10 protein-coding genes are annotated in these 13,499 nt (G+C 69.6%); 6 read left to right on the top strand and 4 right to left on the bottom strand.

Annotation, left to right across the window (positions count from 1 at the left end; genetic code table 11):
- Positions 1-239 precede the first annotated feature (239 nt).
- Positions 240-2,171, top strand: a complete 1,932-nt coding sequence (locus BMY07_RS06960) for an ABC transporter ATP-binding protein (RefSeq protein WP_092775642.1) — start codon at positions 240-242, stop codon at positions 2,169-2,171.
- 208 nt (positions 2,172-2,379) lie between these two features.
- On the opposite strand, the gene BMY07_RS06955 is transcribed toward BMY07_RS06960, so the two are convergent.
- Both BMY07_RS06955 and BMY07_RS06950 read right to left on the bottom strand, forming a co-directional pair.
- Positions 2,380-3,048 (bottom strand): response regulator, encoded by a 669-nt coding sequence (locus tag BMY07_RS06955; RefSeq protein WP_092775641.1) that lies wholly within the window; start codon positions 3,046-3,048, stop codon positions 2,380-2,382.
- Entirely contained in the window at positions 3,024-4,226 is a 1,203-nt protein-coding gene (locus BMY07_RS06950) for a sensor histidine kinase (RefSeq protein ID WP_245782250.1), read from the bottom strand. The genes BMY07_RS06955 and BMY07_RS06950 overlap by 25 nt, the downstream gene beginning before the upstream one ends.
- Positions 4,227-4,335: 109 nt before the next feature.
- Between BMY07_RS06950 and BMY07_RS06945 the strand changes: the two genes are divergently transcribed.
- From BMY07_RS06945 to BMY07_RS33455, 4 genes are all read left to right on the top strand, one after another.
- Positions 4,336-5,073 (top strand): ABC transporter ATP-binding protein, encoded by a 738-nt coding sequence (locus BMY07_RS06945; protein ID WP_092775639.1) that lies wholly within the window; start codon positions 4,336-4,338, stop codon positions 5,071-5,073.
- Entirely contained in the window at positions 5,067-7,460 is a 2,394-nt protein-coding gene (locus BMY07_RS35845) for an FtsX-like permease family protein (RefSeq protein ID WP_218150617.1), read from the top strand. Before BMY07_RS06945 ends, BMY07_RS35845 begins: the two co-directional genes overlap by 7 nt.
- 235 nt (positions 7,461-7,695) lie before the next feature.
- Positions 7,696-8,858 (top strand): IS3 family transposase gene (locus tag BMY07_RS06935; protein WP_092775638.1). Its coding sequence is split into 2 segments (ribosomal slippage): positions 7,696-7,945 and positions 7,945-8,858, totalling 1,164 coding nucleotides; the frame shifts between segments, so codons are not numbered across the junction.
- Positions 8,859-8,983: 125 nt separating this feature from the next.
- A complete protein-coding gene (locus BMY07_RS33455) occupies positions 8,984-9,292 on the top strand; it encodes a hypothetical protein (RefSeq protein WP_143073390.1) in 309 nt (102 codons plus the stop codon).
- Between the two features lie 25 nt (positions 9,293-9,317).
- Here the strand turns inward: BMY07_RS33455 and BMY07_RS06930 are convergent, their stop codons facing one another.
- Entirely contained in the window at positions 9,318-11,060 is a 1,743-nt protein-coding gene (locus BMY07_RS06930) for an ABC transporter ATP-binding protein (RefSeq protein ID WP_092775637.1), read from the bottom strand.
- Positions 11,057-12,778, bottom strand: coding sequence for an ABC transporter ATP-binding protein (locus tag BMY07_RS06925; RefSeq protein WP_177215481.1), 1,722 nt, complete (start codon positions 12,776-12,778; stop codon positions 11,057-11,059). The genes BMY07_RS06930 and BMY07_RS06925 overlap by 4 nt, the downstream gene beginning before the upstream one ends.
- A 79-nt stretch (positions 12,779-12,857) precedes the next feature.
- Between BMY07_RS06925 and BMY07_RS06920 the strand changes: the two genes are divergently transcribed.
- Complete coding sequence (locus BMY07_RS06920; RefSeq protein WP_092775635.1) at positions 12,858-13,499, top strand: TetR/AcrR family transcriptional regulator; 642 nt, start codon at positions 12,858-12,860, stop codon at positions 13,497-13,499.

Genomic DNA, 13,499 nt, shown 5'->3' with positions numbered 1-13,499 from the left:
CCCGACCGCGCTTCTGTCTCCCACCACCGAGCCTAGTGGGATCCGCCGACAATTGCGAACAACTCCAACGATCCGCAGGCGTACCCGGGTGGACACCAACCCAACCAGCGACTTCACCGGATGGGGTGAGATCCGCAGGTCCACCCCGGCGGCCGAGCCACCGGGACGATGACGACCGCCCGGGATTGTCGGTGCTCGCCCGGATCCTCGTCCGCGAAGGCCACGAAGGGGGAGAACCGATGGCAGGCACGAGGCCGACACCGGCGGCACCGCTGGCGGAACTGTCCGCACCGGTGTGGTTCGGGCACGCCGACCAGGTGATCGGAGCCAGCCTGGTGCGGCTGGTGCGGGCACTGCCCAGGGCACTGGGGTTGGTGGCCGGGGTGGCGTGGCGCGCCGACCGGGTCGCCGTGCTCCTCGGGTTCCTCGCCCAGGTGGTGTCCGGGCTCGTGACGGCGTTGGGCCTGCTCGCCGTCACCACGGTGCTGGCCTCGCTGTTCGTCGCCGGACCGACACCGGAGCGGTTAGCGGACGCCGGTCCGGCTTTGGCGGTGCTGGCAGGCGCTTTCGCGGTGCGCGGGATCGCGGACACAGTGGTGTCCGGGGCGACCATGCGGTTGAGCCCCAAGGTCCGGCACCGGGTGGAGCGCGACCTGGCCGAGGCGCTGTCGCGGGTCGACCTGGTCGCGTTCGACGAACCCGCCTTCCACGACGACCTCGAACGGTCCCGGTACGCGGGCATGGATGCCGTGGAATCGGCCACCCAGCAGGCCATCGTCGTGGTCGGCGGGCTCATCTCGCTCGCCGCGACCGCGGCGACGGCCGCGTTGTTGCACCCGCTGCTCCTACCGGTGCTGCTGCTGTCCGTCGTGCCGGAGACGTGGTCGACGCTGCGCAATGCCCGCTTGGAGTACGAGTTCGTCGCGACCACCATCGAGACCAGGCGCAGGCGGTCGCTGACCACGGACCAACTGGCCGCCAAGGAGTCCGCCGCCGAGGTGCGGGTCTTCGGCGCCCAGGCGTTCCTGCTCGCCGAGCACGACCGGCACTCGCGGGTCATGGAGGACGCGCAGATCGCCCTGGGGGCAAGGCAAACCCGGGTGAGCCTGGTCGGGCGGGCGCTCTCCGGCGCGGGCATCGCCTTCGCCTACGTGACACTCGGCTGGCTGCTCTACATCGGCGCCACGCCACTGGCCGTTGCCGGTGCGGCTTTGTTGGCGATCCGTACTGTGCGCTCGTCACTGACACAAGTGGTGCTCGCCGCGAACCGACTGTTCGAGAAGTCGCTCTACATCAACGATCTCCAGGGGTTCCTGGCGCTCGTGGACAAGAGGACCAGGAAGCCGATCGGCAGACAGGCGCCGGTAGCGCCAGAGGTCATCGACGTGCGGGGTGTGTCGTTCCGCTACCCGGGCGCGACCAAGGACGCGCTCACGGACGTCGACCTGACGATCCGCCGCGGTCAGGTCGTCGCACTCGTGGGCGAGAACGGGTCGGGCAAGTCGACACTGGCCAAGCTGCTCGCCGGTCTCTACGCCCCGGCGTCGGGGGTGATCAGTTGGGACGGGGTCGACCTGCTCACCGTCGACGCCGCGTCCGTCGCCGACAACGTGGCCGTGGTGATGCAGGACCCCACCCGGTGGCCGTTGACCGCCCGGCACGCGGTGACACTGGGCCGCCCCGACCGCGTCGACCCCGGCGAGCACCACCTCGACCGCGTCGCCCACGACTCCGGCGCCGCCGCCGTCGTCGCCACCCTGTCCCACGGCTGGGACTCCTTGCTCACCACGAGATTCCGCGACGGCCACGACCTGTCCGGCGGCCAGTGGCAACGCCTCAGCGTCGCCAGAGCCCTCTACCGCGACGCCCCGATTCTCATCTGCGACGAACCCACCGCGGCCCTCGACGCCAGAGCCGAGGCCGCAGTCTACGAATCCCTCCGCACCCTCCAAACAGGCCGCACCGTCATCCTCATCACCCACCGCCTGGCCTCCGTCCGACACGCAGACGTCATCGTGATCCTCCACCAGGGCCGCGTCACCCAAACCGGAACCCACCACCACCTCATGACCACCAACCCCCTCTACGCCGACCTCTACAACCTCCAAGCCAACTCCTACCGCGACACCCCGGAGAACGCCCAACACCCCACAAACCCGCACCACGCCTAGAACTCAGCCCTTCTCGCGTAGGCGTACGTGGTGCGCGGCGGCAGGCGGGAGGTGCGGTAACCCTTGTCAGAGTCAGAGTCAGAGTCAGAGTCAGAGTCAGAGTCAGAGTCAGAGTCAGAGTCAGAGTCAGAGTCAGAGGTGGTGGTGGTGGTGGGCTGGCTGGTGCGTGACGGCAGTTCGGGGTTGGGCTGGCGCGGTGTGCTTGGTGTCAGGGCGGGTCGGTGTCGCGGAGGTAGGCGAGGACGGCGAGGACTCGGCGGTTTCCCTCGGTGGCGGGCGGGAGGTCGAGTTTGGTGAGGATCGACGCGATGTGCTTGGCGACGGCGGCCTCGGTGATGACCAGGGTCGTGGCGATGGACGCGTTGGAGCGCCCCTCGGCCATGAGCGCCAGCACTTCCCGCTCGCGGCTGGTCAACCGGTGGATCGGTTGCTGGGTCTGGGAAACCAGCGACCGCACCACCTCCGGGTCGATCGCCGTACCCCCGTCGGCCACCCGGACCACCGCGTCGACGAACTGCGCGATGTCACCGATCCGGTCCTTGAGCAGGTAGCCGATCCCCACGCCCCCACCGGAGTCGAGCAGGTCCGCGGCGGAGGTCTGCTCGACGTACTGGCTCAGCACCAGCACCGGCAGATCGGGCCACGCCCGCCGCAGGGCCAGCGCGGCCCGCATGCCCTCGTCGGTGAACGTCGGCGGCATCCGCACATCGGTCACCACGATGTCCAGCGTGTCCGCGTCCACCGCGGCCAGCAACGCGTCGGGGTCCCCGACCGAGGCGACGACCTTGTGCCCGAAGCGTTCCAGCAACCCGACCAGGCCTTCGCGCAACAACACGGCGTCGTCGGCGACGACTATTCGGAGCTGCCGGTCCGGCACGGTATCCCCACTCGCAGCGTGGTCGGCCCACCGACCGGACTGGACACCACCAGTGTGCCCTCCACCACGGCCAGCCGGTCGGCCAGGCCCTGCAACCCGGACCCCCGACCGATGTCCGCGCCGCCGACCCCGTCGTCGACCACCTCCACCAGCAGCAGGTCGTCGCGCACCTCGCCCCGCACCGAGCACCGGGTCGCCCCGCTGTGCCTGGCCACGTTGGTGAGCGCCTCGGACACCGCGTAGAAGGCGGCGGACTCGATGGTGGCGGGCAGGCGCTCGGTCACCAGCACGTCGACCTTCACCGGCACCTCCGAATGCCCCGCCACGTCCTGGATCGCGGCCGCCAACCCCCGATCGGTGAGCACCTTCGGGTGAATGCCGCGAATCAGCTCCCGCAGCTCGGCCAACGCGTCGACCGCCAAGGCGTGCGCGTCATGCAGTTCGGTCGCCAGCGGTGACCCCGGTGGCGCGTCCAGCTGGGCCAGGCCCAACTTGATGGTCAGCATCACCAGTCGCTGCTGTGCGCCGTCGTGCAGATCGCGCTCGATGCGCCGCCGCTCGGCCTCAAACGCGTCGACTAACCGCGCCCGCGAGCGGACGATCTCGCCCAACGCCCGGTCCTGCGGGAAGAGGATCGCCCTCGCCAGCGCCGCCCGCGCGCCCATCCACGCGGTCATCGGGTACGCGGACACGAACAGCAGCATGCCGCCCAGCACGGCCAACCAGATCCCGAGCCAGGTCGACGCGTCGGGTTGCAGCGGCGCGCTGAGCAGGAGCAGGGGCGCCCCCAGCGAGAAGACCAGCACCCCGACGTCGATCCACCACAACGCCATCATCGAGGTGACCACGTAGCCGAGCTGCCGGGGCGCCAACCTCCTGCGGATCGGCACCTGGGCGGCCAGTTCCGGGTCCAGCAGCCGCAGCCGCCACAGCTCGAACGGCAACCCGATCAGGCGCACGAAGATGACGGTGAGCACCGCGGCGACCGAGATCACCACCAGATCGGGCGCGCGGAGCTTGAAGATCAGCACCAGCGGGATCGCCAACACCGCGCCACCTGACAGCCCGCTCATCGACAGGTATGCCAACGAGCGCCACGGCCACGCCGAGGTCAGGAATCGGAGTGGGCCGCGCGTGAGTGCCGAGAGGGCGTCGTGGCGCGGGAATGACGGGAACACGACGTCCAGAATAGGCGGGGGATCCGGGCTTGGCAGTAGTGCTAGGTATAGTCCCAACACTCGCCCTAGCACGATTGTCGCGGGCCTCCCGGCGCGTTTTCCTTGTCGCATGCCAACACCAGACACCCTCCGGCTCCGATCGGTCAGCAAGGTCTACGGTTCCGCGGCCCGCTCGGTCACCGCGCTGAACCAGATCACGACCGAGTTCCGCGCCGGCTCGTTCACCGCGGTGATGGGCCCGTCCGGATCGGGCAAGTCCACACTGCTGCACTGCGCCGCGGGCCTGGACCGCCCGACCAGCGGCGAGGTCCTGCTCGGCGACACCGATCTCGGCGAGCTCGACGAGACCCGGCTGACCGAGCTGCGCCGCGAGCGGATCGGCTTCGTCTTCCAGTCCTACAACCTCGTCTCCGCGTTGACCGCCGCGCAGAACGTCGCGCTGCCACTGCGCCTGGCCGGTCGCAGGCCCCAGCCGGGTGCGGTCGACGGCGCGCTCGCCGAGGTCGGCCTCGCGGCGAGGGGCGCGCACCGGCCGAGCGAGCTGTCCGGTGGCGAGCAGCAGCGGGTCGCCCTGGCCAGGGCACTGGTCACCCGGCCCGCCGCGGTCTTCGCCGACGAGCCGACCGGCGCCCTGGACTCCAAGACCTCCCGCGATGTCCTCACCCTGCTGCGCGCGGTGGTCGACCGGCACCGGCAGACCGTCGTCATGGTGACCCACGACCCGGTGGCCGCCGCCTACGCCGACCGGGTGCTGGTCATGGTCGACGGTCGCATCACCCAGGAGCTGACCGCGCCGCTGACCGCCGAGTCGGTTGCCCTGGCCAGTCGCGGGGGTCTGTCGTGCTGAGCGTCGCGTCCCTCAAGAGCCACTGGACCACGTTCGTCGGCACCTTCGTCGCCGTCTTCCTCGGCGTCGCGATCCTGTCCATGACCGCGTCCGTCCTGCTGTCCGCCCAACCCGCGGTTCCCGATCGCTACCGCGGCTCACCGGTCGTCGCCCAGAGCAGCCCGGTGGACCAGCAGGACAGCGCGTTCACCGACACCAAGCCGTGGTCAGCAGCGAAGGCGGCAGACCTGGTTCGCTCGTTCGAGGCGTTACCGGGGGTGGCGCGGGCGATCCCCGACCGCACCTTCTACGCGCAGCCCGTCCTCGGCGGCGTCCCGGTCGTCGGTGTCGAGCAAGGCCATCCGTGGTCCAGTGTGGACCTGGCGCCGTACCGGCTGGTGTCCGGCAGCGCCCCGACCGCGGCAGGCGAGATCGCGGTGTCGCGCACGGTCGGGGTCGGTCCTGGGACGACGCTCACGGTGCTCACGGCGGCGGGCGCTGCCCGGTACCTCGTGGTGGGCACGGTGGACGGCCCCGGTGTCTACCTCAGCGACGGCGAGGCCGGTCGGGTGTCGCCGGGGGTGCGCGTGATCGGTCTGCGCCTCGATCCGGGCGCGGATGAGGATGCGGTCCAGGCGGGGATGCGGGCCGCCCTGGGTGGGGACGGGCAGGTGCTGGCCGGCGCTGCCCGGGTCGCGTTGGAACCAATGGCGGACCAGCGGGTGCGGTGGATCGGCGACCAGGTCCTGACCGGCCTCGGCAGCCTGGGGGGATTCGTCTCGATCTTCGTCGTCGCGTCCACCTTCGCCTTCGTGGTCGTCCAGCGGCGGCGGGAACTCGGGCTGCTGAGGGCCCTCGGGGCGACACCCCGGCAGATCCGGCGGATGCTGCTCGGCGAGGCGGTGGTGATCGGCGTTGTCGGCGGAGCGCTGGGGGTCGGCCTGGGTGCGATCATGGCGCCCGTCCTCGGCGACCTGCTCGTCAGCGCGGGACTGGAGCCGCCGACGTTCACGGTCGAGACGCGGTTCCTTCCGCTCGCAAGCGCTTTCGTGGTCGGGCTGCTGGTCGCGGTGGCGGGTGTCTGGGCGGCGGGGCGCCGCGCGGCGCGGATCCGTCCACTTGAGGCACTCCGCGAGGCAGCGGTGGAGACCAAGCCGATGACGCGGGCCCGGTGGTGGACCGGGGGAGTGTGCACTGGGCTCGGCCTGCTGCTCGTCGTGTTCTCCGTGGTGGGCGATCCGGACGACATGATGACGAACTCGCTGTACGCGGCGATGGCCTTGATCGTGGGCGGCACCCTGCTGGCCCCGGTGGTCATCCCACCCCTCGTCCGAGTGCTGACCTATCCGCTGGCCGGGGGAGCGCTCGGCCTGGTGGTGCGGGAGAGCGCGCTGACCTCGGTGCGCCGCACGGCGTCGACCGCCGCGCCGGTGCTGCTCACGGTCGGCCTCGCCGTCCTGGTCGCCGGGATGGTCGAGACGTCCACCGGGGGTTACGCGGTCGCGCGGGAGTTGGCGACCCGGGCCGAGGTCGTCGTCCTGCCGAACGGCACGCCAGGTCTCTCCGCCGAAGCCGTCGCTGCCACACCGGGTGCCGCGTTGCTGCCCACCGAGCTCTATGGCGACAACTCCACCCACTATCCCGCGACGGGCGTCGACCCCGTGGAATTCGCCAAGACCAACACCAGACTCACGGCATCGATCGCGGGCCTGAGTGACCCGGACACGGCTGTCCTCACCGAATCGGCTGCTCACAGGCTCGGCGTGCGGCCCGGTGACACCACTGGCCTGACCTTTGAGGACGGTCAGCGGGTCAACCTACGGGTGGTGGCTCTGCTCCCTGACGCGTCTTCGCCCACTCCGATCCTCTTGCCCCGTCAGACGGTTCGAGAGCACGCGCCGTCAGCGTTGACCTCCGCCGTCCACGTCAGCGGCCCCGTTCCCGCGTCGGCGCCCCTGGGGGCACAGGTCCTCGACCGGGCGACCTACGCGGCCAACGCAGACGCCGAGGAAGACCGCCTGGTCCGAATCTTCGTCGCCCTCCTGCTGATCGTGGCCCTCGGCTACGCCGCCCTGTCCATCGCCAACACCCTCCTGATGTCCACCGCCGGAAGGATCACCGACTTCACCACCCTCCGCCGCGCAGGCGCCACCCGCCGCCAGGTAACCCTCGCCGTAGCAGGCGAGTCCATCCTGGTGGTCACCATCGGCGCCGCCCTGGGATTCGCCATCGCCCTCACAGCCCTGTACGGCATGACCACCGGCCTCTCCCACACCCTCGGCGCCCCAGTACCCCTCTCCGTGCCCTGGCCAGTCCCCCTAGCCGCCATCACCACCAGCCTCGCCCTAGCCCTCACCGCCACCACCCTCCCCACCCACCTATCCCTCCGCGAGCACTCACTGACCTGACACAAGAAGCCCCAATCCCACCGCGCCAGCCGCGAGCCCCCACCCAGGTGCCCCACGCCCTACCCTCTTCTAGCCCCCCAGAGCCCGCGGCTCCTCCCACACCCAATCGCCCGCCTTCATCCGCCAGCAACAACAAACGCAAGAACGGCCACGACACATGAGGACCTCCTGGAGTGCCATGGATTTCTCGGACATCGGACCCAAGTAGAATGGGTCCTGGATGATCGGAGATGTCATGGGTCAACGTCGTCGTCGTTTCTCGCCGGAGTTCAAGGACGAGGCCGTGAAATTGGTCGAGTCCGGCGTGTCGGTCGCGGAAGCGGCGCGCCAGTTGGGGCTGATTGAACAGACCCTGCGGAACTGGGTCGAGGCGCACCGGAAGAAGAACCCGAAGACAGTCGTTCCACTGAGTGTGGACGAGCGTGCTCGGTTGCGGGAGTTGGAACGGGAGAACCACGAACTTCGCATGAAGAACGAGTTCCTGGGAAAAGCCGCGGCCTTCTTCGCCCGCGACTATCGGTGACCGAGCTCTACGAGTTCATCGACGGCGAGAAAGGCTCATATCCGATGGCATCGATGTGCGAGTGGATGGGCGTGTCCCGATCCGGCTTTCATGACTGGCGCGCACGACCGGCATCATTCACCACGGAGCGTCGACAATCACTCGCGGCGCAGATCACGTCGATATTCACCGACTCCCGACGCACCTACGGATATCGTCGCGTACACGCCGCGTTGGCACGCCGGGGCGTGCGGTGCGGGCCGGAACTCGTCCGAGTGATGATGCGCGACCTGGGCCTGGCTCCGACCAGGCGGCGGCGGCCTCTCACCACCGTCGCGGCACCCGGCATCCACACCACGCCGGACCTCGTCCGCCGCGATTTCACCGCGGACCGCCCCGGACATAAACTGGTCGGCGACATCACCTACATCCCCACCGGCCAAGGGTGGCTCCACCTGGCCACGGTGATCGATTGCGCAACCCGGAAAATCATCGGCTGGGCCTGCGCCGATCATCTCAAAACCAGCCTTGTCCGAGACGCGATCACCATGGCCGCCACCCACACCACACTCGCCCCTGACGCCATCTTCCATTCCGACCGCGGCACCCAGTACACTTCCATCGAGTTCCGCGAACACCTACGCGCGCACCGCATCACACCATCACTCGGACGCACCGGTGCCTGCTGGGACAACGCACTCGCCGAATCCTTCTTCGCCACACTCAAAAAAGAACTCGTCCACCGCACCACCTATCACACCCACGCTCAAGCACGCCAGGAAATCGCCACCTACATCGAGCTGTTCTACAACCACACCCGACTCCACTCCACCCTCGGCTACATCACCCCCAACGAAGCCGAAAATCTATACCACGCAACATCATCAGCAGCCTGAAACCCCACTAACCACTGTCCGAAAAATCCATGGCAGACCACTCCTTACACTCATTCGGCAGACCTTCCAACCGCCCCGCCGCCCATTATCGACACAAGCTCGCTCCCCTGACAGAACCGAACTCAGTGAACAACAAGGCTCATGCAGGATTTACATCGCCCGAGTTGTCTAGATGTATCCCAGCAGTTCGGCGGCAAGGCCTACGTCGGGACGGGATCCTCACCCCGATCCGCAAACGCGCCCGCCGCGACCTGATGCGTTGGAAGAAGAACGTCAACTACGAATACAACGAGATCCACGTCCATGCCGAACACGCCAACGCCGACCTCAAGACCTGGCGCTGCCCCGCCAACTACCAGTTCCCCACACCGACTACCAGCGCCACCGCACCACCTTCGCCGTCCTCACCCCGCAGATCTGCCGCCAAGCTCTGAGAGCGCACTACAACGAGCGCAGGCGCTAGGTCCCCGCGGAGTCCGGTTCCTCCACCGAGAACTGGGCGGCGTACAGGCGGGCGTACGGGCCGTTGGCGGCGAGGAGTTGGTGGTGGGTGCCCTGTTCCACCACGGCGCCGGTGGTCATGACCAGGATGAGGTCGGCGGAGCGGATGGTGGAGAGGCGGTGGGCTATGACGAAGCTGGTGCGGTTGTGTCGCAGGGCGGTCATCGCGTGTTGGGCCGCGAGTTCGGTTCGGGTGTCGACCGAGCTCGTCGCCTCGTCGAGTACCAGGATGGGGGACGGGGCCAGGGCGGCGCGGGCGAGGGTGATCAGTTGACGTTCGCCCGCGGACAGGCTGTGGTCGTCGATCTGGGTGTCGTAGCCGTGGGGGAGGGTGCGGATGAGGTGGTCGACGTGGGCGGTGTGGGCGGCGGTGGTGATGTCGGTGGGGGTCGCGTCTGGGGCGCCGTAGCCGATGTTGTCCGCGATGGTGCCGTGGAACAGCCAGGTGTCCTGCGGTACCACGGTGATCGCGGCCCGCAGGTCGTCCCGCGTCATCGTGCGGGTGTCGACCCCGTCGAGCAGGATCGTGCCCGCGGCGGGGTCGTAGAAGCGCAGCAGCAGGTTCACCAAGGTCGACTTGCCCGCCCCGGTCGGCCCGACGATCGCGACCGTCTGTCCCGGTTGGACGGACAGCGACAGGCCGTCGAACAGCGGCTCGTCGTAGCCGAACGCCACGTCCCGGAACTCCACCGCGCCGGTGACCCGGGTCGGGCGGCGGGGTTCGACGGGGTCCGGTTCCTGGTCGTCGGCGTCGAGGAGGGCGAAGACGCGGGACGCGGACGCCACCGCGGACTGGATGCGGCCCGCGAGGAAGCCCAGCGTGGTCACCGGCTGGTTGACCTGTGTGACGTAGTGGATGAAGGCCTGGACGTCGCCGACACTCAGCGCGCCCGCGGTGACCCGCACCGCCCCGAGGACCGCGACCACCAGGTAGTTGACGTTCCCCAGGAACGCCACGGCGGGCGCGATCAGGCCGGAGGTGAACTCGGCCCGGACACTCGCCGCCCGCATGTGCTCGTTGTGCTCGGCGAAGGTCCGCGCCGACTCCGCGTGACGGCCGAAGGCGGTCACCACCTCGTGCCCGGTGTACATCTCCTCGACGTGCCCGCTGAGCTGCCCGGTCGCGGCCCACTGCGCGTCGAAGTCGGGCTGCGCGCGCCAGCCGATCGACCTGGTCACCAGTACCGCCGCGGGCATCGTCACCAGCAGCACCGCCGTCAGCAGCGGCGAGATCAGCAGCATCACGACCAGCGCGCCGGTGGCGTTCACCAGCGACCCGAGCACCCGGAAGGTGATGTGCTGCACCGTCTGCGCCACGTTCTCGATGTCGTTGGTCGCCCTGGACAGCAGGTCACCGCGCGGTTGGGTGTCCAGGTAGCCCACCGGCACCCGGCTCAGCTTCGCGCTGGCCCGCTCCCGCAACCGGTACGCCAGCCGCTGCGCCACCGTGGCGATCAGCCGCCCCTGAGCGATCAGACACACCCATGACCCCGCCGACAACAGCCCAGCAAGGACAAGGACCCTTGCCACACCGGCGAAATCCCCACCGATGGCCGCGTCGGTCGCCGCCCCGAGCAGCGCGGGAACGGCGATCGTCAGCCCCAGCCCGGCCGCCCCCGTCACCACGACCCCGATCGCGCGGCCGCGGTCCGGGGCCATCGCACCGAGCAGCCGGAACACGGTGCGGCGGAACTCGCTCATCGCTCCCCCTGGGAGTGCAGGATCTCCCGGTAGGTCGGGCTGATCCGCGACAGTTCCGCGTGCGTGCCGACGGCCTCGACACGGCCCTCGTCGAGCACCACGATCCGGTCAGCCGAACGGACCGTGGACAACCGTTGCGCGACGACCACCACGGCCGCGTCCCCGATCTCGTCGGCAAGCGCGGCGCGTAAAGCAGCCTCGGTCGACGCATCTAGCGCTGAGAACGAGTCGTCGAACAGGTAGATCCGGGGTCTGGCAACCAATGCCCGCGCTATCGCCAACCGTTGACGTTGTCCACCGGAGACAGTGCTACCTCCCTGCGCCACCGGAGTGTCCAGACCCGCAGGCATAGCGGCAACGAAGTCCCGAGCTTGCGCGACCTCTAACGCGTGCCACAGCTCGTCGTCGGTAGCGTCAGGAGACCCGTAGCGCAGGTTCGTCGCGATAGTCCCGGAGAACAAGTATGAACGCTGCGGCACAACGCCAACCAGGCCGGCCAACGCCCGTCTGTCGAGCTCGCGGGCATCGACCCCGTTGACGGACACCAGCCCGCTGTCCACGTCGATGAGCCGCGCCATCAGGTTCACCAGCGTGGTCTTGCCCGCCCCGGTCGCCCCGACGATCGCCGTCGTCTGCCCAGGTCGGGCCATGAGATCGACCTCCAGCACGGTCGACTTCTCCGCACCCGGATAACCGAAAGTGACCCCTCGGACGTCCAACCCCACCGGCCCGGCAGGCAGCGGCGCCCCGACCACCGGCTCGGGCACACCGGGTTCGGTCGTCAGCACCTCGGTGATCCGATCCGCGCTGACCCGCGCCCGCGGCACCATCTCGAACACCGCCATCGCGACCATGACCGCCATCAGGATCTGCGTGAGGTAGCCGAGGAACGCGACCAGCGCCCCCAGCCGCAGGTCCCCGCCGAGCACCCGCGGCCCGCCCAGCGCCACCACCGAGATCGCCGCCAGGTTGATCACCAGCAGCGCGGACCCGCCGGAGAACGCCTGCAACCGCCCCAGCCGCAGCGCCACCGCCATCAGGTCGCCGTTGGCCGCGGCGAAGCGGCGCCGCTCGTGCGCGTCGCGCCCGAACGCCCGGATGACCCGCACGCCGGTGATCTGCTCGCGCAGCACCCGGTTCACCGCGTCCGTGCGGACCTGCGTGAGCCGCGACGGCCGCGTCATCAGCCGGGTGATCACCCCGATCACCGCGGCCGCCACCGGGATGGCCACGAGCAGCACCCCGGACAGCGGCACGTCCAACCCCATCGCGAGCACGACCCCGCCCACCGCCAGCAACGGCGCGCTGAGCAGGGCCGACAGCGTGGTGAAGACCAGCACCTGCAGCTGCTGGACGTCGTTGGTGGTCCGGGTGATCAGCGTCGGCGTCCCGAACCGGCCGAACTCCCGCGCCGAGAACCGCTGCACGCTCGCGAACACGGCCGCCCGCAGGTCGGCGCCCACGCCCATCCCCACCCTGGCGCCCAGGTACACCGCCCCCGCCGCGCACCCCGCCTGGACCAGCACCGCCCCGAGCATCAGCGCGCCCCGACCGAGGATGTGGTCGGTGTCCCGCGCGAGCACGCCGTTGTCGATCACGTCGGCGTTGAGCGTCGGCAGCAGCAGCGACCCGAGGGCCTGGACCAGCTGCAACACCACCACCAGGGCCGCCGTCCTGGCGTACGGGCGGGTCCACCGCCGGAGCCGGGAGATCATCACCGACCCGACGCTAGCAGAATTTTGCACCGGGTGTATTTATTTATCGAGATGAGAAATAGGCCTGGTGTAGGCTGGCCGCGTGGATGATCAGCCGGGCCTGCGCGAGCGGAAGAAGGACACGACGCGGCGCCAGCTCTCGGCCGCCGCGCTGACCCTGTTCGAGGAGCACGGCTTCGAGCACGCCTCGTGCGCCGCCATCGCCGAGGCGGCCAACGTCTCCAAGAAGACCCTGTTCAACTACTTCGCTCTCAAGGCTGACCTGGTGCTCGAGGTCGCCCGCCGCCCGCACGTCGACGAACCCGCCACCGTCGTCCGCGCGCGCCCGCCGGGCCAGACCCCGCACGGCGCGCTCCGCGACCACCTGCTCGCAGGCCTGGCCGAGCGCCGCCCGGTCACCGGCCTCAGCGACGACCCCGACGTGCTCCGGCTCAACCGGCTGATCGACGTCACCCCTGCCCTGGCCGAACGGGTCGCCCAGTACCAGGAGGAGAGCCTGCGCCTGCTGGTCGAGGCCCTGGTCGACGAGGGCACGCCGGACCTGGTCGCCCGCCTGGTCGCCGCCCAGGTCCACGGCACGCACCAGGTCCTCGTCGCCGAGAACACCCGCCGCGTCATGGCGGGCGAGCCGCTGGACTCGATCCACGCCGACGCGGTCGCGGCCACCGAACAGGCCTACCACCTGCTCGAACACGGCCTCGGCGACCTGCTGCGCCGCCCCTAG

It is taken from the genome of Actinokineospora terrae (assembly GCF_900111175.1).
Taxonomy (GTDB): domain Bacteria; phylum Actinomycetota; class Actinomycetes; order Mycobacteriales; family Pseudonocardiaceae; genus Actinokineospora; species Actinokineospora terrae.
The sequence above is the reverse complement of the archived record's forward strand: the minus strand, read 5'-3'. Positions and strand labels throughout refer to the sequence as shown.